This is a genomic window from Alteromonas sp. ABH4_453 (assembly GCF_056160665.1).
Genome location: NZ_JBSWXP010000006.1, coordinates 187,024 through 209,963, shown reverse-complemented (window position 1 = coordinate 209,963; position 22,940 = coordinate 187,024). Strand labels below are relative to the sequence as shown.

Sequence of the window (22,940 nt, the reverse complement as noted above, 5' to 3'; positions counted from 1 at the left end):
GAGGGATAAAATTAATCCACAAAAAGTTATTGCAAATCATTCTCATTTGCACTATCTTGTAAATGCCTGTTCGACGTTGGGTAAAAAACGGTCTTGGCTTAGCGTCGCTGAGGGATAGACGCCCGTCTATCCCTCAATTTTTTCTTGAATATATTTTACTACTTATTTTAATCAACGTTCATAGACGCATAAAAAAAGCGACTATAACGTCGCTTTTTCTCGCTTCTTTAATTTAGCTAAACAGCTTCATAAACCAACCTTTTTGAAGATCTTCCTCGCAGGTTTTAAGTTGAGTAGCATAGCGCAGCGAGCGCGCTTTAACTTTTGACGCCACTTTCTTAAGCCACGGCTTTCTATCATAGCTTCTGCGTTTGTACCCGCCCCATCCTTCGTGATAGTTAAGGTATTGTGCGTAGGCGTCCCATTTAGAAATACCGTTCACCTTTTGCGACTTGTAAATAAACCATCCCATAAAGTCGATAGCGTCCTCGAAATCATCACGATCTGCACCACTGTTATCTGTTTCTCTCATATAGTCAGACCAGGTAGGTGTTTTCGCTTGTGAATAGCCATAAGCCGAACTAACACGCCCCCAAGGAATAAGCCCGAAGAAAACGTAATCTCGCGGTGGAAGCGCATCATGGCGGAAGGAACTTTCTTGATACATCATAGCCATTGGAACATGTATAGGCACACCCCATTTATCGCGGGCATCAGCAGCTGCATCATACCAATCGTCCTTTTCGTAGAATATTTCGCACAAATTACTGATGTCTTTAGGAGGCGTAGTTGCACACCCAGCGATAAACAGTGGAAAAAGAACGATGAGAGTTGATAAAAAAACAACCAATTTTTTGAACTTTTGGTTCATAGCTTGTCTTAACTAATGTTCTAGTAAAATGTGTGTTTCCCTGGAACCCTTCGATGCCTGACCTATGTCAGGCATTTTTTTTTGCTGGGGCCTCAGCGAAATAATCACGAATGAATGTATCAAAGTCTTTCACATCAGCAGCTTCTATTTCTCTTTGAGCAGCAAACGACACGTCAGCTTGGGCAGCAAAACCAGCAGCATCCGTATCCGTGTATTCAAAAGACTTCATCTCAGCTTGATAAGCTTGTGCCAGTTCTAAGCCCAACACGCCATTATCTTTGTCGCTTTCTAGCAAAGTAGCAAGTAGTTTACCTGACGGCGTTAGCGCCGGATCCGCCACCTTTTCAGCCTCGACGTTCACCGCTTGTGTATAACGCGACGTATCATTGGCCAAATCGAGTAATTCGGCCGCTTGCTCGAAGGACTTAAACAGCGAGGCACACCAGTTAGGTAGTGAAATATTTTCTCCGCCATTTTGCAGGAGCAAATCAGGGTTTCGCCCTTCTAACACCACTTTATTCATATTCTCTTTAGCTTCTTTAAGCTGCGCTTCGTCAAGTTCTGCACTTGGCATTAGTAAGCACGCCACTAAGAAAACATCTAAGAAATCGAATTGCGTCTGTGAAATACCAATTGCCGAAAATGGATTTACATCTAGAGCGCGCACTTCAATGTAGCTGATACCGCGTCTAACCAAAGCGTCTGTTGGCTTTTCCATTGACTGAGTGGGCTGCTTTGGGCGTATGGGCGAGTACAGTTCATTTTCAATTTGAATGATGTTGCGACTTAACTGTTGATAATTGCCCTCTTCGCCTGCAGCAAACTGGCTAAAACGGGATGAAGGCGTATTCATCGCATCGCGCAGCAAGGTGACATAGTTGTCTAGCTTGTTGTAACAGATCTTAAGCGACGATTGCTCTGCACTTGTGTAGCCTAAATCACTCATTCGAAGGCACGTGGCATAAGGCATGTATACCGTGCCTTTACCCACTTTCTTAAACGGCAAAGCGTGCTTTTTACCTTTTAGGAACGAACCACAAAGTGCGGGGGATGCGCCGTAAAGGTAAGGTATTAGCCAGCAAAGACGGCGATAGTTGCGAATTAACCCAAAATAATCCGCCGATACTTGATCTTGCGAATATTCTTTACCGTTCAGTTCAGCCCATAGCTTCCAAAACGTTTCGGGAAGGGAAAAGTTAAAATGAACGCCAGCAATAGCCTGCATCATGCTGCCGTAGCGGTTTTTAAGCCCTATGCGGTACACCCGCTTCATTTTTCCTACATTTGACTCACCAAAATAAGCAATAGGAATATCTGCTTCATCTTCGATGAAACACGGCATGCTTAGCGGCCATATTTGCTCTTCACCAATATTATCAATAACGAATTTATGGATATCTTTTAACTGAGAAATCGTTTTGGCTGCACTGTTTTCTGGCGGCGTAATGAATTCAAGCAACGATTCAGAAAAGTCTGTGGTGATTGAATTGTGAGTCAGCGCAGATCCCAGCGGTTTAGGATGGGGTGTTTGTGCCAACGTACCGTTCGGGTTTATACGAAGGGCTTCGCGCTCAACGCCGCGCTTAATATCTTTTAGCGCAGCGAGAAATTCGGGTGACTTTAGCGCAGCAATGCGCGCTTCAAAACGGGATGAGTCTACAGTCAAAATGGTGGTCCGTTATGTCAATATAGCCCCCTGTTATGGGGGGCAATAATGTAAATTCAACAAAAATCAATCTATCAGTTTAACGTTTCTCGGGTATTACTCTCTACTGATAACTCGATAATTGGCATCGATAGCGCGTTTAACTGAGGCAAAATTTTAGCTTTATCGCCTACTACAATAATTTGCATCTTATCAAGATTCAAATATTGCTTTGCCAAGGTATCCATCGTTTTCTTATCAATATTGTTGATAATAGCAAGCTGCTCTTCACGATAACCTTTATCAAGACCATAGCTAAGCAATTGCCTTAAAAAGCGCGCTTTACTGGTAGGTGTTTCAAATTCAAGTGCGTCGCTTAACGTAAAGGCATTGCGCATGAAGGCAATTTCTTCCTCGGTTACACCTTCAGTGCGGTAGCGATTAATCTCTTTTAAAATTTCAGCGATACCTTCACCTGTGTTAGCAGCAGTGAGGTCGGTACTTGCTTCAAACCAGCCAAGGGTTTTGCCACCAACGAAACCACTATTTGCTCCATAGGTGAAGCCTTTATCTTCTCGAAGGTTCAGATTTATGCGGCTATTAAATGCTCCCCCTAATGGGAAGTTCATAAGGCGAGACTTAAAGTGATCGCCTGTCGCATCAAAAGGTAAGCTTCTATCAACAATAAATACTACCGACTGAACCGCTTCTGGGCTATCCACTAGGAAAATTTGGTTTTCTTCGTACTTGGGAAAGTCGCTGTAATCAGCAAATTCATAGGTATTACCCTCCCACTGACCAATAAAGTCTAGTGTATTCACCATGTCTTTTTTCGGCAAGTTACCAACAACGACGATACTCGCTTTCTCTGGCGAGTAGTAATTGGCATAAAACGTTTTAACATCTTCCAACGTGATATTTTGCACAGTTTGCAGCGTGCCTTCATCCGGCAGGCTCACGCGGTTATCTTCACCAAACAGAACGAGGTCACGCGCGCGGCGAGCTAAGCTAGACGGCGTTTTCGCTTGCTGCTGTAAGCCTTGCACAACACGCTCTTTCATGCGGTCGAAATCTTCTTGAGTGAACGCAGGGTTGAACAGCTTTTCTTTTAACAGCGCTAGGGTTTCATCTAAATGCTTGGTTAAAGTAGAGACGTACACTTGTGAGTATCGACCTGCAGTACTAAATCGGATAGCACTACCCAGTTTTGCAAGTTCGCTGGCTAACTCTTCATTGCTGTAATGCTTTGTAGTTTCATTCATAAGTAACGCGGTTAAGTAGGCCGTACCCGCTTTACCCTCAGGGTCTAGCAACATGCCTCCATCCATGCCTAATGTAAGCGTTACCGTTGGCGTTTCGGTGCTGGTTACGCCAAGTATTTCAATGCCGTTAGCAAGTTCAGCTTCCCAATAATCTGGAACTTCCACAACCGGTGCCTCACCGGCTTTCGGCATTACGCTTCTATCAAAGCTAGGGGCGGTATTGGTAGATAGGGCACTGGAAAAGGCTTCGTCATCAGACACTTCTACTGTATCGATTTCAATATTTCTCACCGGACGTTCAAAGGTCTGCTTAGCCGCAGCGAGCTGAAGCTGCCCTTTTGGCACCACGCTTAACACAACGCTGTTGGCGTCTTTAATGTATTTATTGTAAACACGCATAACGTCTTCAGCAGTTACGGCGTTGTAGCGCGCAATATCTTCGGCAATCAAATCTGGCGTTTGGTAAAAGGTTTCGTTAGCGGCGAGGGCTGAAACTTTGCCAGATACACTTTGTAAGCCAAATACCGTACGCGCTTCAATTTGTCCTTTTGTACGCGCTAAATCATCTGCCGTTACACCACGTGTCTCAAACTCTTTTAGGGTTTCATTCAGTACGTTCTGGAGAGTAGAAAGTGAGGTGATTTTTGCAGGGTTAGCCAAAGCGAGTAGCTGAAATTCACAGGCAAGTTCGCGGCAAGGGTGAGACACTACGGCTTGCACAGCCATGCCTTCTTTCACTAGGTTTTTGTAAAACAGTGAGGTTTTTCCACCGCCTAGAATATCGGCCAATACGTCCAGAGGCGCTTCGTCTTCATGGCGACCATACACTGTAGGATAAGTTATTTGCAGAAGCGGAAGATGAACTTTATCTTCTAACGTTACATAACGGGTTTCGTCTAGCGTTACTGGCTGAGGCTCAGGCTCTTCTACTTTCGGTCCTGTTGGGATTTCCCCAAAGTACTTATTCACCCACGCTTTGGTTTTGGCTACGTCGATATCGCCGCCAATAGTTAGGACCGCATTGTTCGGGCCATACCAGCGCTTAAAAAAGGCTTTTAGGTCATTGACGTCAACCCGGTCTAAATCTTCGACATAGCCAATAGTCATCCACGAGTATGGATGCCCTTCAGGATATAGCGCTTCACCATTGAGCTCGAAACGCAATCCATAGGGCTGATTGTCCACACGTTGCGCACGCTCGTTTTTAACCGTTTCTCTTTGGTTTTCAAACTTAGTTTGGTCTACGGCCTCTAACAGATAGCCCATTCTGTCAGACTCTAACCAAAGGACTTTTTCTAATTGGTTGGCAGGCACTGTTTCAAAATAGTTAGTGCGATCGGTATTGGTTGTGCCGTTTAAGTTACCGCCCGATTCTGTAATCACCTTAAAATGCTGCTCATCGGCAACGTGTTTTGAGCCTTGAAACATCATGTGCTCAAAAAAGTGAGCAAAACCCGATTTACCTACCTCTTCTCGCGCAGAGCCAACGTGATAGGTAACGTCAACATGAACCAGTGGGTCAGAATGGTCTTCGTGGAGAATGACGGTAAGTCCGTTTTCTAATGTGTACTTTTCGTAAGGAATAGACACGGTGTTCGACGAATCAGCTACTGTGTTTAGTTGGTTATTTGTCTTCTCTTCCTGTACGTGCTGACACGCTGTTACTGCAATGACGCCTATGGTCATAACGAAGGTACGTAGGGTCAGTTTTCCTGACATGATGATTCCTTTTAAATTACTACACATTCTTCACTCTGCCTTTTCACTCTATATTTACTGAGTGGTACTTGGCTTATTGGGTGAAAACAGAGGTTGCTATCTCTATAGCGCAAGCGAATTTTCGAAGACTACCAGACTTTTTAGCGCTTTACTTGCTTCGACTTTGCTATGATTGTATTAATTTGTGTATTTCTGAAATACACTTACACTTCATAGCCTTTTGTAAAATAGGCTTTAGCCAGTTGAATTCGCTAAGTGATACGAATGAACTGACAAACGGTTTCCATTTGGAATAGAAATAGCCCAATAGAAGTTGCGAAATAAAAAGGATAGTTGCATGGATCAGTCAACAACAGTAGTCGATATTGATTTTGGAATGTCACAGCTAAGTGGTAACAAAAAACTGTTGTTCACCCTACTTGGTAAGTTTACGGACGAATACCGTTCTCTTGATGCTGACTTGCAGGCGCATGTTGCTAAGGGTGATTTTAATGAGGCTTACTCTCTTGTTCACACGCTAAAAGGCGTGACAGGAAACCTAGGGTTGTTTGCTTTGCACAATGCGAGCAAGCCTGTAGAAAGCGGCTTTAGAAACGACAAACGCGTTGCTGAACAATACCCTGCTTTTATCGCAGTACTAGATGAAACCATTGCTGCGGTTGATGCGTTGATCAAAGAGCCAGAAGTCACAGCTTCTGCCCCGGCACCGGCGAATGGAGCAGCAGCTGAGCAAGCGCGAAAACAGTTAATGACAGCGCTGAAAGCGAGCGAGTTTATCGCCCAGGACAAACTGGATGAATGGCTAGATGCCCTTGCCCTACCACAAGAAAAGCGCTCGGCTATTATCGATGCGGTAGACGAACTTGACTATGAAGAAGCCATTTCAGAGTTAGAAAATAGCTAGTGCAGCCGATCCCCGTTCTCTTTGAAAATACAGACCTCATTATTGTTAACAAGCCTATTGGCATTGCTATGCACGATGCCAATAATGAGGCAGATGTTAGAGAAAATATTGCCGAAAACGGCGAACCAGAAAAAATTGACGGCATTGTCACCCGATTAAAAAAGCAGTTAGCCGTAACAGAACTGCATCTTTGCCACCGCTTAGATACGGGCACGTCGGGCTGTTTGTGTCTTGCTAAAAACGCGGCTGTAGCCGGAGAAATTGGCGATCTTTTCTCATCAAGGCGCATCAGCAAATATTACTTGGCTTTGAGCAGCCAAAAGCCCAAAAAAAAGCAAGGCACGATAATGGGCGACATGAAAAATCGTCGAGGCGGCCAGCGGATTTTGCTAAAAACTTTAGAAAACCCGGCTATCACTCAGTTTTTCAGTAGCGCGGCTAAGCCCGGCACACGAGGCTTTATCGTAAAGCCTCACTCGGGGAAAACCCATCAAATTCGTGTGGCGTTTAAAAGCATTGGCGCACCTATTCTAGGTGATACACTTTATGGGGGTGAAACGTCAGACAGGCTGTATCTTCATGCATGGCATTTGCACCTTCCTTTGTCTTCTGGTGAATTATCGGTTACTGCACCTTTCGATACAGGTGAAGTCTTAAACGAAGCCGATGTGCAGACTTGGTACAACGGGCTTAATGCGCCCGAAACTTATCCATGGCCCTCCCTGCCCGCACGCTTTTTGCCGGCGTGCTAGGGTAAAACGCAAACGGCCTAATAGGTGCTAACCTAATAGGTGCTAATAGTCATAATAAAATAGAAGCTACTTTGAATGTTAAATAGGTGCTAATGGGTAAACTAAATATAGTCGGCGGCGGTGCCATAGGAAGCCTAATTGCTGCGAGCGCCCAGAAAAACGGCGTGCCGTATGAGTGCTACCCCAGAGACATGAAAACCATGCCGTCTTGCGCACATTGGCAAAACGGCCAAACCACTGCGCTAAAACCAGCCAAACCTTCACCTATCGTGTTACCTGAAAGTGATGTGCTGATATTCCCCTTAAAAGTATATCAACTTAAAGCAGCCCTATTGCAATGGCTTCCCTATCTCACACAGCAACCTACCGTTGTGTTACTTCACAACGGTATGGGCGGGCTTGAGGTCGCAAGAGATTTACTTGGCGGCGATTATCCTTTGCTTCTTGCTACAACCAGTCATGGCGCATTAAAAGTAAGCGCGTCGAGCGGCGATTTTCATGTTAAGTATACTGGCGTTGGCGCAACGCAAATTGGTGCGCCAAATGTAGATAAGCCATCACCTCAAACATTGGCCGCCCTTTCACAAATAGCGCCAAAACTAGCCAGCGCAATTTCGACGTTAGATAACGCACTTCCGCCGGTGCAATACCAAAGTAATATTCTAAAAGCACTATGGACGAAGCTTTCCGTTAATGCCGTGATTAACCCACTAACGGCGCTTCACAATATCCAAAATAAGTACATTGCTAAGCCTGAATTTGAACAAAGCCGTATTTCAATTTGCAATGAGTTTACTCAGGTAGCGGATGCTTACGGGCTAGATTTTGATGCACTGTCAGTTCATGAAAATGTGCTGTCTGTAGCCAAGGCGACCGGAGAAAACTACTCAAGCATGCATCAGGATGTGGCCCACGGTAGACAAACAGAAATAGACGCCATTAACGGTTACATTGTAGATATGGCAACAAAAAAGGGTATTCCCGTTCCCGAGAATACCCTTTTAGTAGAGCGTGTTAAGGCGCTGAAGCTTTAACAGCGCCGAGCACCTAAATCACGCTATTTAAGGATTAAGATTATTCTTGTTCACCCGCATCTTGCGCGTCTTTTGGCGCCTGAGGCTTCATGTGTGGGAACAAGATAACGTCTTTAATTGTTGAGCTATCAGTAAATAGCATAGCTAAACGGTCAATCCCGATACCTTCACCCGCTGTTGGCGGTAAGCCATATTCAAGCGCACGAATGTAATCGTCGTCAAAGTGCATAGCTTCATCATCGCCAGCATCTTTTTCTTCAACTTGCTTCGCAAAACGTTCCGCCTGATCTTCTGGGTCGTTAAGCTCGCTAAAGCCATTCGCTAACTCACGTCCACCTACAAAAAACTCAAAACGGTCGGTAATGAACGGGTTGTTGTCGTTACGGCGCGCAAGCGGTGATACTTCCCACGGATACTCTGTAATAAACGTAGGCTGCTCAAGCATTTCTTCAGCGGTTGCTTCGAAGATTTCACAAAGATACTTGCCTGCACCCCAAATACCATCAACTTCAGGTTCTTTAATGTGAAGCTGTTTTGCCATTGCTTTAAGCGCGTCAAGGTTCGCCTCTGGGTCGCGAATAGCTTCCTCGTTAGCTTCTGGCCAGTACTTAAGAATAGCTTCGCCCATGCTTAAGCGGTCAAACGGCTTACCAAAATCGTATTCAACTTCAGACGTTACGTTGCCTTCAGCGTCTTTGGTTGTGTTTTTGATAATGCTTGTACCAAGAATATCTTCTGCCAGCGTGCGCAGCATATCTTCTGTAAGGTTCATCAGGTCATTGTAGTCAGCATACGCTTGGTAGAATTCAAGCATAGTAAACTCTGGGTTGTGACGGGTTGATAGACCTTCATTACGGAAGTTACGGTTAATTTCGAACACACGCTCAAAACCACCAACCACTAGGCGCTTAAGGTAAAGCTCTGGTGCAATACGCAGGTACATATCGATGTCTAACGCATTGTGGTGAGTCACAAACGGCTTCGCTGTCGCGCCACCAGGAATAACCTGAAGCATTGGCGTTTCTACTTCAAGGTAGTCACGTTCGGTAAGATAATTGCGAATACCGTTTACAATCTTGCTACGGATCATGAACGTTTTGCGCGTTTGTTCACTTGTGATCAAATCAACGTAGCGCTGGCGATATTTCGTTTCTTGGTCGCTCAAACCGTGGAATTTTTCTGGCAATGGACGAAGTGCTTTGGTTAGCAGCTCGTATTGCTCCATGTTCACGTAAAGGTCGCCTTTACCTGACTTATGTAGGTCACCCGCCACGCCAATAATGTCACCAATATCCAGTGCACCATATTTTGCTTTAAGCGCTTTTTGCGTGTCTTTATCTGCGTATGCCTGAATGCGGCCAGTCATATCTTGAAGCAACATGAAAGGGCCACGCTTTGCCATAATACGGCCAGCGATGCTTACTTTGTTACCCTGCTCTTGTAGCGTTTCTTTGTCGAATTCACCGAACTTAGCTTGAAGCTCATCCGCATAGTTTTCGCGACGGAAGCTGTTTGGGAAACCGTTTGCACGGCACTGTTCGCGAATAGCGCTTAGCTTAGCACGGCGCTCTGCAATCAATTTGTTATCGTCTGTTTGTTGGTCAGTCATAACCTTTCACTTCGTTGTTCGGTTTACAGCCCAGATTTCAGGCTGGCTTCAATAAATTTGTCCAAGTCGCCATCTAGCACGGCTTGAGTGTTGCGTGTTTCCACGCCAGTGCGCAAGTCTTTAATGCGAGAGTCGTCAAGTACGTAAGAGCGTATTTGACTTCCCCAGCCGATATCAGACTTGCTGTCTTCCATCGCTTGTTTTTCGGCGTTTTGTTTTTGCAGTTCAAACTCATAAAGTTTGGCTTTTAACTGCTTCATCGCCTGATCTTTGTTTTTGTGCTGCGAGCGGTCGTTCTGACACTGCACCACAATACCCGTTGGCTCGTGAGTAATACGTACCGCAGAGTCCGTTCTGTTTACGTGCTGTCCACCTGCGCCCGATGCGCGATAGGTATCTATACGTAAGTCAGACGGGTTGATATCTATATCGATATCGTCGTCAATTTCTGGGTATACAAACGCTGATGAAAATGACGTGTGACGGCGGTTACCCGAGTCAAACGGTGACTTACGAACCAAACGGTGCACGCCAGTTTCTGTGCGCAGCCAACCGAATGCATATTCGCCCTGAATACGCAAAGTTGCGCTTTTAATTCCGGCTACATCACCGTCTGATACTTCAATAAGTTCAGTTTTAAAACCGTGGGCTTCACCCCAACGCAAGTACATGCGAAGCAGCATATTCGCCCAATCTTGCGCTTCTGTGCCACCAGAGCCCGACTGAATATCAATGTAGCAGTCGTTCTCATCATTTGGACCAGAAAACATACGGCGAAACTCAAGCACTTCTAGCTGTTCAATTAAGCCTTCAAGTTCACTTTGGGCCTCAACGAAGGTATCTTCATCTTCGGCTTCAACGGCCAAGTCAACAAGACCTTCAACGTCTTCAGTTCCCTGATCAAGCTTATGGATCGTTTCAACAATTTGTTCAAGGGCCACTTTTTCCTTGCCAAGTGCCTGCGCTCTGTCTGGATCGTTCCAAACATCAGGACTTTCTAACTCTCGGCTAACTTCTTCTAAACGCTCTGACTTTGCATCAAAGTCAAAGATACCCCCTAAGCGCTTCGGTGCGCTCGCGGATATCTTTTATCGCATTAGTAACGGGGTTTATTTCAAACATAGTCCGCTTATTTCGTTAAAAATTTAAGACCGCGGATAGTACCGAATTTGAAGGAATTTTGATAGGGGTTGGCGCAAATATTGCGACACTGAGTTTGTGCAAATTTTCGTATGGATTTTAAGCGCCTTCGTTGAAGCGAACATTTTTGCCGTTCAATGGCGCGCATCTACTATTGGCTAGGCTGTCTTAGCCCATACGAATAGAGTAAATGTTTGAAAAGGCAGCCTTCAGCTGCACTAGTTTGGAGCATTATTGCTAATTGTCGCGTGCGTTTAGTGTGCGAATTGATTGGAAAATCTTTTAGGAAAAGTATGTCGTTCAATAATTTATCTTATGCCGTTATCGGCGTACTTCTCGGTCTTTTTGTATTGGCCTTGGGCCAACTCGTCGACTGCCAGAACCTTGCCGGGGCAACGATGGCGTTACAGTGCCCCAACGGCACGCCCATTTCTAAATTGTGGCTTGCCACGTCAATGTTAATAGCGGGAAGCGGAATTTTCACTTGGCTATATCGCAATCGTAAATATTAACCGTAAAGTGCAGAAATGACTCGGTGAGTATCAACGGTGTTAACACATCACTGCGTATAACTGTTACGTAATGAGTCTAACTGCTGACTGACGAAAGTAAGAATTAGAACGAACAACATGTTTTAAGTGCTGTTCGTTCTGGTAAAAAAGAGCCATGCTCATTTTTCATGGATTGCCCCTTTTTCCTGAGCAAAGTGTTTTCTACACACCCGCTGGAATTTCCGGCTATTTAGCAAAAGAATAATCTGTGTAGCCCTTCTCACCACCGCCAAATAACGTATCGGGGTTGTGCTCATTCAGCGGTACATTATTCGCTAGTCTGTAGGGTAAATCTGGGTTCGCCACGAAAGGTCGACCAAAACCAATCATATCTGCCCACCCTTCAGTTAGAGCTTGTTCGGCACGCTCTGTGTCGTACTTTCCGGCATAAATGAGCAGACCGCTATAAGCTTCACGAATAGCCATCTTGAATGATATTGGCATTTGCGGCGCATCATCCCAGTCGGCTTCAGCAATATGCATATAGCCAATCTTGAAACTATTAAGCATAGAAGCAATCGCAAGATAGGTCTCTTCGGGATTGTCGTCGACCGTCCCGTTTAATGTTGTTAGGGGCGCCAAACGTACACCTACTTTATCAGCGCCAATTTCCTCAGACACAGCCTGCACCACTTCTTTCAAGAATCGAATACGGTTCTGTACACTTGTGCCGTATTCATCAGTTCTTGTATTACTCTGAGAATCAATAAACTGGTTAAGCAAGTAACCATTAGCAGAATGCAACTCAATGCCATCAAATCCGGCATCTACGGCATTGCGCGCCGCAACGCGATACTCTTCCACCACGGCTTTTATATCTTCAATGCTCATTTCTCGGGGCATGACCGACTCAACAAAGCCAGGGTTGCCGCCTTCATCAACAAATACTTTTACGCCTTTTGCTTGAATCGCCGATGCGCTAATTGGCTGCTGCCCTTCTGTATTTGATGGATGAGAAACACGACCCACGTGCCAAAGTTGCGCAAACATCACACCACCCGCTTCATGGACTTTATCTGTTACCAACTTCCAGCCATCGATTTGCGCCTTGGTATAAATACCCGGCGTCCACGCATAACCCTTACCGAGTGCCGAAATTTGTGTGCCTTCACTCACAATAAGCCCTGCACTCGCGCGCTGAGCGTAATATTCAGCCATAAGGGTGTTGGGCACATCTCCCGGCTGTGTTGAGCGGGAGCGGGTCATTGGCGGCATAACAACCCGATTGTTCAGCGTTTTTCCAGCCAGCGATAGGGTTTCAAATAGTTTCATAATACGATCCTTTGGACTTTATTCTTGCAATTTACACGTTTAGATAGCGGTAAATATAAGACCCTAAAGCTGGATTAGAACCCGTACTTTTAACAAAGCACTTTTGCATTTTTCACAAAAGTACCGGCACATTTCGACGACGTTATCCCAAATTTCATGCATCTCCTCTTGACGCAGAAAAAATTAAGCTTACACTTGTTCGCTGAGTTGGCGTACAAGTGTAAGCTAAACTATTTTCATCCTTTTTGTATTTAAGATATTCCGACGAAATACAGGTGTGATTTCTACATTGAGACTATTACTAGATAAATTCACTGATCGCATTTTTCACCATGCCTCTTGGAAGGGCTACTGGGAAGTGCTGATGCAGCAAGTTAGACCCGCGTGGCGCGATGGATATTTCAGAGCTAGAGTTGTGACCGTAAAAAAACTGAGAACGGATATGCTCGAGGTGTTACTTATACCAGAGAGGTCTTGGCCAACGCATATTGCAGGGCAACATATCGCATTAACCATAGAAATTAATGGCAGGCTCACCACTCGCGTGTTTACCATAGCGAGTGGTGCTAACACCCGACAAAAAGAAAAGCAGATTCGCCTTGTAACCAAGGTTAAAGCTCAGGGCGCATTAACACCTTATCTTCACTCTTGTGTGCCTAATCAATGGGTAAATATCTCAGCCCCTATGGGGGAATTTATCTGGCCGAAGGTGGGAAAGCCCCTACTTATGATAGCAGGCGGCTCGGGTATAACTCCTTTCATTGCCATGCTTGACGATGCCGTTAACAACGCGCAGCTAAACCATACACCGGTACACTTACTTTATTTTGCTAAGCCAGGCGAGCATGTCTTACTCAATGAAATATCAGCGTTAAGTCAGCGCTGTGAGCACTTCACCTATGATATTTTGAGCAAGCAAAAAGACGGAGACGTAGAAGCGCATTTGTGTAACTTTGCCAATGCATACTGGTTAGTGTGTGGTCCACATGCCATGTTCGAGCAAGTTGAAAGTTATGCAAAAACGGTCAACGTCCCTGTTTCGAGCGAGCACTTCGCTGCGCTTCCTGTGGTGAGCAACACCAGCCTTACCGAAAACGAAACCTTCTCTTTGGTTCACAATGGCCAATCTTTGGCTATTGACAATCAGCAAACCCTACTTATACAACTTCAGCAAGCAGAACAACCTGTGACTTATGGCTGTGGCATGGGAATTTGTCATCAATGCCAATGTGTTAAGAAACGGGGCGTGGTAAGAGACACCCGTACTGGCGAACTTTCAGATAGTGCAGAGCAACTTATTCAGTTGTGTGTATCACAAGCCGTTACTGATTTGGAGATTCAACTATGAACACTAGCGTTTCAATAGACAAACAACACCGTGAAGCAGCCATCGAACAAGCGCATTTTCCGATAAGTGAAACCAAAGCAATTCGGCCAACGAGCACTAAAGAGAAACCGAACTACGAGTTACTTGCCGCTCAGCTTGATGAAATTAAAGCTGACATTAAACGAAAAGTGGGTGCTGAAGATGCGGCCTATATCCGACGTATTATTCTTGTTCAGCGAATTTGCGAGTGGAGCGGACGGATACTTTTAATGTTGGGGTTCATTCAACCGCTGCTCTGGGTTGCCGGCGTATTGAGTTTAGCTACAGCAAAAATTCTCGATAATATGGAAATAGGCCACAACGTGATGCACGGCCAGTACGATTGGATGAACGACAAACACATTAATTCGAAAGGCTATGAGTGGGATATCGCCTGCGATGGTTCGAGCTGGAATCGCGTTCATAATTACGAGCATCACACGTATACCAATATTATTGGGAAAGACAGAGACTTTGGCTATGGTTTGCTTCGCCTGTCTAATGATTTCAGATGGCGTGTAAAAAACCTATGGCAGTTCGCAACTTATATCGTACTTAGTGTTTTATTTCAGTGGGGCGTGTCTTATCACGAGATGGCTGCAGAACGGGTCTTCTTTGGAAAGAAGAAAGACAACCGCAAGAATCAAGTTACCCATAATGAACTTAAGAAACGCTTTTTTAGTAAAGGCGCACGTCAGTTAGTAAAAGATTATGTACTATTTCCTTTGTTAGCTGGGCCGTTATTTTTATGGGTATTTACCGGCAACCTTATCGCCAATTTGCTACGCAATTTATGGACATCTACTATTATCTTTTGCGGCCATTTCACTGGCGACGTGGAAACGTTTAAACAAGAAGATTGTGTTAATGAAACCCGAGGGCAATGGTACTACCGACAAGCGCTGGGCTCGTCGAACATAAAGGGCGGAAACCTGTTTCACGTGCTTACTGGGCATTTAAGCTTTCAAATTGAGCACCACCTGTTTCCAGATATCCCAGCCAGACGCTACCGAGAGATGGCGCCCAAGGTAAAAGCCGTATTCGAAGAACACGGCATGCACTACAACACTGGCGGCTTTTTAAAACAATACGCCAGCGTGTTAAAACGCATTATTCGCTACTCTTTCCCTTAACCAGTTGAAACCCTAACCAGCCGGCCATGGCGCTTGCGCTGGTTAGGCACGTGCCCCACGCCCAATCAATCAACATAATAAACAAAGTAAAACCTTCAATAATGCTGTACGCCGTTAAATTGTAGGCGCCATAACTGGCCAACCCTAGAAACGCGCCATCGATCCCAGCATAAAGTAGCGACTTATCTCTGTTCGCCACCACAGCAAGTACAAACACCACACATCCATACATGAGGTAAAAAACCACCCAAGGCCACGTGATAAATTGACTTCTAAGCAGAGGAGCCATTTCACTTTGATACCAGCCATCCGCAATGACGCCAAGCCACAAGAAGTCGAGCACACCAAAACACACAAAGATTGCAATTAATGACACGACGATGTTTTTCGCAAAGCGAATGATGTTGGAAAGCATGGAACCTATCCCTGTAAATAAGCAAATTGCGGATGCAAGTGATTTAAAATATGAATACGCAAGTGTTGCACAATAAGCGCACCGCGAGAATGCTAAACCTTAAAAAACAAATCCACACTTTACTTAAAACTTACAGTGGGTGCTGCAACTAAAGAGGCGTTTGAATATCAAAGTGACGTGGTTCAAATAAGCGTTAAATAAAATGAATAAAACACTATTAGTAATAACGACCTCTTTGATTGTCAGTGCGTGCGCTCATAGGCCTCCACCTTTAGACATGGATGAAATATTTTTTGAAACGAAGATCAAGCAAGACGGTACCAAGCTCTTCGCCTTTAGCATTCCGTTAATGCAGCATCGTGACGGTGCCAAAGGTGGCGGTAAAGGCGGCCGTGGTCAGGGAGGCGAACGAAGTGGTCGTGGCGGTCGCCAAGGACAGGAAAGTCGCGAAGGCTCGTCACATAGCAGCGATAGAATGACTGAGCAACTTTATACATCTCTTGATGAGAAACTGGATGAGACCGGTTACTGCCAAACGGGCTTTCTAGAAATAGATACACACCAAACCAAAGATAGGCTACACCTATTAGGTGAGTGCAATGAAACGGCGAGCGAACTGGACAAAATCGAGTTCCCCAACGTTAATTAACCCGCGTTGTTGTGAAGCGCATTGCCGATGGCGTGCGCTTCATTCAACGTTCGTTTGCTAAACAACCTATTAGTCAACACACAAGGTATGCTCCACAACGCCGTTAGACACATAGGCTCGACAGCCGAATAAGTCCGTACTTTCTAAACACACGCCGCGCGCCTTTTCTCCCGCTTCCATATTATTGTTTTCCGTAACACAAGCCACTTCGCACTCGCTGCTGTCATTACACGCATTACCAGCATCGTTTGCTGGTAGCACACAAGCATGCGCCTGCTGTCGGCCTACTTTCTTCCAGTTACCACCGTGTTTATCGCACACTTTTTCAGACTCAATGGAATAGGCCTGCTGTACCAACGGTAAAGAGGTATCAACAACTTGCTCTAATCTTTCGACGTCTTCAACACTCGCGATTGGCTCATCAATAGGTTCTGGGGGCTGAGCGCCACAAGCCGTTAACGTTGCACTCAAGCCTACTGCCAACCAGGCCCTTAACAGATGCTGTATCTTAACGCTTGCCTGTTTCATTCTTTCCCTCTATTTGTTTTACTTTTTAAACAACCACTACTTAAAAGCCACGCTTTTTTAAACCTGCGATACTTATGACCACCGCTATTAGATAAGTTCTTATTTTGTCGATAAATCCTTATTTGCTTATTGCGCTATGCCTAGTAAATTATCAAACCTATGAAATTTTAGTGCTACCTCGACGGGTCTCTACATACACTTCGCAAAACTAGCAGTATTTACGGACGCTTTATGACACTAAACCAAACCGAAAACATGGTCACCGCATTGCTCACTTTTAGCTTCGCAGTTCTTGGCCTAACATTTTTACTTGGTGCAAACCCCAATGCACTAACCGCTACATTTAATTTCTACTCGTTAGACACTGTGTTGAGCGAGAGTGCCCTTGGTGCTTTTTCTGGTATCGCATTGCTGTTACTACCGTTAATGACCATTGCAGCACGTTTTAACCTTGTTTCAGCAAAAGCAGTAACACTATATGCCGCTTTTGTAACTGCCATTCCATTGCTGACGTTATTATCACCAACAAGATGGATGGCCGATTTAGGGGGCTTTCCGATTATTGGCAGCGGTCAAGGCATCATTAAGTACTTCGCAGTATTACCGCTTTTCCTGTTCTTGTTTTATCGCGACAAACTTTCTCATAAACAGCTGACTTACCTTAACTTTGCACCTGTAGCCATGGTTTTACTATGGATAGGAAGCATGAAGTTTTTCGAGTTTGAAGCCAATGCTATTGTTGGGTTAGTAGAAACCTCGCCGTTTATGTCGTGGCTTTATGATGTGTTCAGTGTACAGGGAGCATCGAATGTAATAGGTAGTTTTGACGTCTTTTTTGCGCTCGTTTTGGGCGTAGGTATTTGCACTAAGAACAAGCTAATGATCATTACGAGTGGAATCGCTTGTTTATCCGTATTTTTGATGACCCAAACATTTTTGTTTACTGTGCCGGATACCTTTAACAGTACAACAGTCGTAAACCGTTTAGGGCAATTCGTTATTAAAGACCTTTGGTTTGTCGCTAACTTAGCGGTAGTGGCCTACTTCACAATATTTAATTCGGTGTCAGACCAAAACCGAGAAGCGCAGATAGACTAAAATGTGCTAAGTTGAGTTACATAAGGCCGCTTGCCGCGGCCATCCCAAGTGATATAAAACAACACTCAAATAATAAGCAATCGTTTGATGGCCTTTATTTATCTTGTTCTAGCGACAAGCTTACCCAGACCAACCTATGATCTGAGCTGGCAGCACGGTCTTTAACTAATCGATACAGGTCACTTGTTTTAGCTGGCCAAAAAACGCCTGCATCATGTACATCGAACCCATATCGAGATGGTAGAACATAGTCGGCTCTGGCGCCCCAATAGGCAGTAAAACGCTTGCTAAACGCAGCGCCGGACGCGCCCGCACCACCTGCGCTTGTTGGAATTGTGTCGTTATTGACGAGCAGGTGCTCAGTTAGCTGTTCTATTACACCTTCTCTGTGTTTGTCCCCGATATCAGCAGCATTAAAATCACCTACAAGCACAAAGCGCGTATTATTTGATAGGCTAACTTTCTCACCCGTGTCATCATAGATATATGCGCCTTTGTCGGGAGACAGGTAATCCGCCATTAACCTTATTTCATCGAAATTACGCTTTCCGTTTCTGTCTTCGCTCCCATCAAAATTCGGTGGCGTTGGGTGCATTGCTAACACATGTACGGTCTTATCACCCACTTTAATTGGTACGTCCCAATGAGACTTTGAACTTAACCTCAATCCCGCCCATTCATTTACATCGTACCAAGGAGTGCCCTTATCCACGCTGCCATTTTCATCAGGGATTATAGGTATTTGTGGATGAGGCATATGGTGCCATTTGAATTTCTGAAAGGTACGAATACTCTCCACATCAATAGGGTATTTTGACAGTAGCGCCATTCCGTATTGACCTGGATATAAACCAAACCCATAAGCGTCGCCACCAAAACCTTCTGCCTTACCATTATTGTCTAAGTCGAAGGTGGTAGGCTCGCCCGTGTTTACTGGCGCTACGTAGGTGTAGGGGTAATCCACTGGCTTTAGGCCACGCTGAGAAACGTTCAGGTAGTTCTTTATAAAAGCCTCAACCCCTTTGCGTTTATCTGCAATGTAATCAAACTCATTCAACATCAAAATATCAGGGTTCACACGTTGAATGATCTCAGCAATATTTTGAACTTGAGGGTGCTCGCCCGTAGATAGAACGTGTTGAAGTACTTTGTCGCTCGACTCCATACCTAATGCTTTGTAGTTGGTGGCTTCCATACTTACGTTAAACGTAGCAACTTTTAGCATTTGCTCTTCTTGCGAATAAGCCAACGTGGATACGCATAACGCGGGGAAAAGAGCAGTGACAAAGAAAAGCGCCCTAATTTTCATGTTGTTACCTTTAAATAAAGTCGTTTGCTAACGATACCAATATAGACAAGGATTCTATACTATTTTGTACTGAAGAATAGCCAGGATCTGTTTAGCGCTAGGGGCAATGAACCTTACCTAAAGTTACCTCACTTACGGCTATTTTTTTGCCCTTGTCGTCACAATCTTGGGTTAGTTTTAATATCTCAAACTATGTCGCCATCATCACTTTGAAAAATAAGTGCACAATTAAAAACATTGATAAAATAAAATTGCACAATAACAACCATACAGTGGAATAATAGAATCCATTACTCATATTGTACTGATAATCTTTTTCTGGCCTTAAGAGAATATAGCGCCCCTGAACTTCAACTGCAGCGCGCATTTTTAAGTAATGGCCAAGAACTCAATAGAAAGAGAGAAGAGTTATGAAAAGCTGGGTTTCAAAAGCGATCAATATTATCAATGCAGATTATCAACGTTCGGCTGATACGCACTTAATCAAATTAGAGCAGATCGCCTTTAAAGATATTGATATCTACCTTAAAGATGAAAGCACCCATCCAACAGGCAGCCTAAAGCACCGTCTAGCCCGGTCCCTTTTTCTGTACGCCCTTTGTAATGGAAAAATTGTAGAGGGAACGACTGTGGTTGAAGCCTCGTCAGGCAGTACAGCGGTGTCTGAAGCTTATTTTGCTAAAATGATTGGCGTTCCATTTGTTGCTGTTATGCCTACATCTACCGCCCAAAGTAAAATCGCGCTTATTGAGCGATATGGCGGACAGTGTCACTTTGTGGATTGCCCTACACAAATGCACAGCGAAGCCACTAAGGTAGCGAAAGAACTTAACGGCTACTTTATGGATCAGTTCCTTTACGCTGAGCGCGCTACAGACTGGCGCGGCAATAATAATATTGCTGAAAGTATTTTTGAGCAGATGAAAGCCGAGCCCCACCCTGTACCACACACCGTGGTTATGAGTGCAGGTACAGGCGGAACATCAGCAACCATAGGCCGCTACATTCGCTACAAAGGTCTTTCTTCAAAACTCGTTGTAGTAGACCCAGAATTCAGTGTGTTTTTTGATAGCTTCAAAAATAAGGATCATACACTTACCGCTACCCGTGGAAGCCGCATAGAGGGGATTGGACGTCCTAAAGTGGAAGCCTCATTTCAGCACGACGTTATAGACGACATGATTGCCGTTCCTGATACGGCCAGTATTGCTACTATGCATTGGTTAAACAATACCATGGGAATAAAAGCCGGCCCCTCCACTGGCACAAACCTATGGGGTGCACTAAGTATTGCTGAACAAATGAAGCAGCGAGGAGAAATGGGCTCGATTGTAACGCTTATGTGCGACAGCGGAGAGCGGTATAGTGAAACTTACTATAATGCTGGTTGGGTAGAAAAGACCATTGGTTCATTCGCTGAATACACCACCAAACTAGAGGCCATTGGAGCCCCTGCTTAAATAGCCTGTTTCTGCTGTTTAAAGTGCTGGGGCGTTATGTATCGCGCAGCACTTTATTCAAAAGGTTTAACACTATACATTGGTGGCATACTCATATCATTGATAAAGCGCGTAATATTATGCTCAAAATAAAGAACCTTATTTACTGCACTGCTGCACTAGCCACCACGGTTACTGCAAATACTGCTTTTGCTAGCAGTACGTCGACTATTGATGCCGCGAACACAAGCAGTACTAGTATTAACCAAACCGCAAATGCGACCACCAACGCTGATACTTCTAACAGCAACTACGAAAGCGTTTTTGCCAACCTTGCACTTCACTGTATTCATCAAGAGTTTCCCAATGTAATAAAACACATGATGAATAACGGCGATGACGTTAAGGCACCAAATCAACTCTACCCTTCATTTTATGGTTGTTTAGACTGGCACTCGTCGGTTCATGGCCATTGGCTTTTAGTAAGAATGCTAAACACTGCGCAAGATGCAGTGGATAAGGATGAGATCATTGAAAAGCTCAACATCAGCTTTACGCCTAAAAATATCCAAGGTGAATTGACGAGCCTTAAGCGTGAAAACAATGCCTCATTTGAACGCCCCTATGGTCTTGCTTGGTTCCTGCAGCTAACCGCTGAACTACGTCAATCTTCCCTTCCTGAAGCAACAAAATGGCTAAATACTTTACGTCCTCTCGAGGACGAAATTGTAGCCAGAGTAAGCGCATGGTTACCCAAATTAGCTTACCCAATCCGAACGGGTGAGCATAGCCAAACCGCCTTTGCTTTTGGCTTAATGTTGGATTGGGCGAAAACAGCAGGTAATAAGGAGTTTGAAGCGCTGTTAACGTCCAGGGTGAAAGACTACTATCAGGACGATACACAGTGCCCTCTTGCCTACGAACCTTCAGGACAAGATTTCTTATCACCGTGTTTGGCCGAAGCTGATTTAATGCGAAGAGTAATGTCTAAAAAGGACTATAGCCAATGGCTTTCAGCGTTCTTTCCTAGCCTCACAGCTAGAACATCAAATTGGCTAGCTCCCGCTACAGTGACTGACAAGACGGATGGTAAACTCGCTCACCTAGACGGGCTGAACATCAGCCGAGCGTGGATGATAGAAGGCATAATGCAAGCTTTGCCTGAAGGTGACAAACGCTTACCTGTGCTTAAGAAAGCATTAAGTTCACATCGTGAGGCCGGGCTCAACGCGGTGTTTGGTGACATGCACTATATGGGCAGCCATTGGCTTGGCAGCTTTGCCAGCTACTTAGAAACACAGCGCGGTTTGAATTAACTTATATCCTACTAAAGTGTGAGATGAATGAGCACTAAAGTGCTATTCGTCTCACACGCCTACCGTGGCATGCTCATTCTATGGTGATATGAATAAAGCGCAGCTATGGAAATTTTACTCGTTGATGATCACGCAATAGTGAGAGAAGGCTTTTCTACACTGTTATCTTCGGTACTCGAAGGCGCTGTCGTCACCAATGCAAAAAATGCGCAGCAAGCCACAAATGCACTTCGTGCGAACCACTTCGACCTCATTATTTTAGACATTAATTTAGGAACCACCAGCGGACTCACGCTAGCGGAATATATTGTTCAGCGCTGGGAGCACGCAAAAGTACTTATGTTCAGCATGTTCGATGATATTTCCATCATCGATAGAGCTATGAAACTAGGGGCAATGGGCTATGTTAGTAAACAAAGTGAACCTGATGTACTGATAAGCGCGGTGACATCTATCATTAAAGGCCGCCGTTATTTAGAACACAATACTGCCATTGAGCTCGCTACATTCAACCTGTCACATTCTGGAGGCAACTTAACAGATCTGACACAAAGAGAGTTGGATATATTCCTTGGCATAGCGAATGGGCTTTGCCGAAAACAGGTCGCTGAAAGCCTCAATATTTCTGAAAAGACGGTCTCAAACGTTATCACCCAGCTCAAGCGAAAACTTGAGCTACAGACAAATGCCGAGTTTGTTCACCTTGCCATAAAGCAGGGTTATATCAAAATTGCCAGCTAAACAAGCGCCACTAAACAAGGTCGGGAAAACTTCCCTGTACTTTCGTATCTTTTTTATACCCCTTTGGTACTGACTTTGTCTCATGATAAAGATACCTAATGCAAATCAATATATTAGCGTTTTCATTACACTTCAATCTAAGGGAATTTTTCCCGTATTTTGAAGGACGGAATCCGTTTATCAGGGC

The 22,940-nt window shown here is 44.7% G+C and carries 20 protein-coding genes; 11 read left to right on the top strand and 9 right to left on the bottom strand.

The window, feature by feature from the left end; genetic code table 11:
- Positions 1 to 232: 232 nt before the first annotated feature.
- The 3 genes from ACXAGV_RS13565 to ACXAGV_RS13555 form a co-directional block, all read right to left on the bottom strand.
- Complete coding sequence (locus tag ACXAGV_RS13565; RefSeq protein WP_014948754.1) at positions 233 to 871, bottom strand: transglycosylase SLT domain-containing protein; 639 nt, start codon at positions 869 to 871, stop codon at positions 233 to 235.
- A gap of 67 nt (positions 872 to 938) precedes the next feature.
- Positions 939 to 2,537 (bottom strand): glutamate--cysteine ligase, encoded by a 1,599-nt coding sequence (gshA, locus tag ACXAGV_RS13560; protein ID WP_474873717.1) that lies wholly within the window; start codon positions 2,535 to 2,537, stop codon positions 939 to 941.
- 74 nt (positions 2,538 to 2,611) lie between these two features.
- A complete protein-coding gene (locus tag ACXAGV_RS13555) occupies positions 2,612 to 5,497 on the bottom strand; it encodes a M16 family metallopeptidase (protein ID WP_474873716.1) in 2,886 nt (961 codons plus the stop codon).
- A 337-nt stretch (positions 5,498 to 5,834) separates the two neighbouring features.
- Between ACXAGV_RS13555 and ACXAGV_RS13550 the strand changes: the two genes are divergently transcribed.
- From ACXAGV_RS13550 to ACXAGV_RS13540, 3 genes are all read left to right on the top strand, one after another.
- Positions 5,835 to 6,401, top strand: coding sequence for an Hpt domain-containing protein (locus ACXAGV_RS13550; protein ID WP_014948751.1), 567 nt, complete (start codon positions 5,835 to 5,837; stop codon positions 6,399 to 6,401).
- Positions 6,401 to 7,153: a pseudouridine synthase gene (locus ACXAGV_RS13545; protein WP_474873715.1), complete on the top strand. Its 753-nt coding sequence runs from the start codon at positions 6,401 to 6,403 to the stop codon at positions 7,151 to 7,153. The genes ACXAGV_RS13550 and ACXAGV_RS13545 overlap by 1 nt, the downstream gene beginning before the upstream one ends.
- 92 nt (positions 7,154 to 7,245) lie before the next feature.
- Positions 7,246 to 8,187, top strand: coding sequence for a ketopantoate reductase family protein (locus ACXAGV_RS13540; RefSeq protein WP_474873714.1), 942 nt, complete (start codon positions 7,246 to 7,248; stop codon positions 8,185 to 8,187).
- A 40-nt stretch (positions 8,188 to 8,227) separates the two neighbouring features.
- Here the strand turns inward: ACXAGV_RS13540 and lysS are convergent, their stop codons facing one another.
- Together lysS and prfB are read right to left on the bottom strand one after the other, a co-directional pair.
- Entirely contained in the window at positions 8,228 to 9,796 is a 1,569-nt protein-coding gene (lysS, locus tag ACXAGV_RS13535; RefSeq protein WP_474873713.1) for a lysine--tRNA ligase, read from the bottom strand.
- Positions 9,797 to 9,819: 23 nt separating this feature from the next.
- A protein-coding gene (gene prfB, locus ACXAGV_RS13530) for a peptide chain release factor 2 (RefSeq protein WP_474873712.1) occupies positions 9,820 to 10,918 on the bottom strand; the annotation gives its coding sequence in 2 pieces (ribosomal slippage) (positions 9,820 to 10,842 and positions 10,844 to 10,918; 1,098 coding nt in all).
- Positions 10,919 to 11,229: 311 nt separating this feature from the next.
- Here prfB and ACXAGV_RS13525 point away from each other — a divergent pair.
- Positions 11,230 to 11,448, top strand: a complete 219-nt coding sequence (locus ACXAGV_RS13525) for a hypothetical protein (protein ID WP_014948746.1) — start codon at positions 11,230 to 11,232, stop codon at positions 11,446 to 11,448.
- A 225-nt stretch (positions 11,449 to 11,673) separates the two neighbouring features.
- Here the strand turns inward: ACXAGV_RS13525 and ACXAGV_RS13520 are convergent, their stop codons facing one another.
- Positions 11,674 to 12,759: an alkene reductase gene (locus tag ACXAGV_RS13520; RefSeq protein ID WP_474873711.1), complete on the bottom strand. Its 1,086-nt coding sequence runs from the start codon at positions 12,757 to 12,759 to the stop codon at positions 11,674 to 11,676.
- A gap of 289 nt (positions 12,760 to 13,048) precedes the next feature.
- Here ACXAGV_RS13520 and ACXAGV_RS13515 point away from each other — a divergent pair, with 289 nt between their 5' ends.
- Positions 13,049 to 14,107 carry a flavin reductase family protein gene (locus ACXAGV_RS13515; protein ID WP_474873710.1) on the top strand — a complete coding sequence of 353 codons (1,059 nt, stop codon included), beginning with the start codon at positions 13,049 to 13,051 and terminating at the stop codon, positions 14,105 to 14,107.
- Positions 14,104 to 15,258, top strand: coding sequence for a fatty acid desaturase family protein (locus ACXAGV_RS13510; RefSeq protein WP_474873709.1), 1,155 nt, complete (start codon positions 14,104 to 14,106; stop codon positions 15,256 to 15,258). The genes ACXAGV_RS13515 and ACXAGV_RS13510 overlap by 4 nt, the downstream gene beginning before the upstream one ends.
- Here ACXAGV_RS13510 and ACXAGV_RS13505 read toward each other — a convergent pair.
- Positions 15,236 to 15,673: a DUF2177 family protein gene (locus ACXAGV_RS13505; RefSeq protein ID WP_474873708.1), complete on the bottom strand. Its 438-nt coding sequence runs from the start codon at positions 15,671 to 15,673 to the stop codon at positions 15,236 to 15,238. The genes ACXAGV_RS13510 and ACXAGV_RS13505 overlap by 23 nt on opposite strands.
- A 202-nt stretch (positions 15,674 to 15,875) precedes the next feature.
- Here ACXAGV_RS13505 and ACXAGV_RS13500 point away from each other — a divergent pair, with 202 nt between their 5' ends.
- A complete protein-coding gene (locus ACXAGV_RS13500) occupies positions 15,876 to 16,322 on the top strand; it encodes a hypothetical protein (protein WP_474873707.1) in 447 nt (148 codons plus the stop codon).
- A gap of 69 nt (positions 16,323 to 16,391) precedes the next feature.
- On the opposite strand, the gene ACXAGV_RS13495 is transcribed toward ACXAGV_RS13500, so the two are convergent.
- On the bottom strand, positions 16,392 to 16,850 hold the full coding sequence (locus ACXAGV_RS13495; RefSeq protein WP_474873706.1) for a hypothetical protein: 459 nt from the start codon (positions 16,848 to 16,850) through the stop codon (positions 16,392 to 16,394).
- Positions 16,851 to 17,081: 231 nt separating this feature from the next.
- Between ACXAGV_RS13495 and ACXAGV_RS13490 the strand changes: the two genes are divergently transcribed.
- The gene (locus tag ACXAGV_RS13490) at positions 17,082 to 17,948 is read left to right on the top strand and encodes a DUF417 family protein (RefSeq protein ID WP_474873705.1); all 867 of its coding nucleotides are present in this window, start codon (positions 17,082 to 17,084) and stop codon (positions 17,946 to 17,948) included.
- Positions 17,949 to 18,042: 94 nt separating this feature from the next.
- Here the strand turns inward: ACXAGV_RS13490 and ACXAGV_RS13485 are convergent, their stop codons facing one another.
- Positions 18,043 to 19,257: an endonuclease/exonuclease/phosphatase family protein gene (locus ACXAGV_RS13485; RefSeq protein ID WP_474873704.1), complete on the bottom strand. Its 1,215-nt coding sequence runs from the start codon at positions 19,255 to 19,257 to the stop codon at positions 18,043 to 18,045.
- 410 nt (positions 19,258 to 19,667) lie between these two features.
- On the opposite strand from ACXAGV_RS13485, the gene ACXAGV_RS13480 reads away from it, so the two are divergent.
- The 3 genes from ACXAGV_RS13480 (at position 19,668) to ACXAGV_RS13470 (ending at position 22,753) form a co-directional block, all read left to right on the top strand.
- Complete coding sequence (locus ACXAGV_RS13480) at positions 19,668 to 20,717, top strand: PLP-dependent cysteine synthase family protein (protein WP_474873703.1); 1,050 nt, start codon at positions 19,668 to 19,670, stop codon at positions 20,715 to 20,717.
- 119 nt (positions 20,718 to 20,836) lie between these two features.
- Positions 20,837 to 22,012 carry a DUF2891 domain-containing protein gene (locus tag ACXAGV_RS13475; RefSeq protein WP_474873702.1) on the top strand — a complete coding sequence of 392 codons (1,176 nt, stop codon included), beginning with the start codon at positions 20,837 to 20,839 and terminating at the stop codon, positions 22,010 to 22,012.
- A 105-nt stretch (positions 22,013 to 22,117) separates the two neighbouring features.
- Entirely contained in the window at positions 22,118 to 22,753 is a 636-nt protein-coding gene (locus ACXAGV_RS13470; RefSeq protein WP_014975961.1) for a response regulator transcription factor, read from the top strand.
- The last annotated feature ends 187 nt before the right edge of the window (positions 22,754 to 22,940 follow it).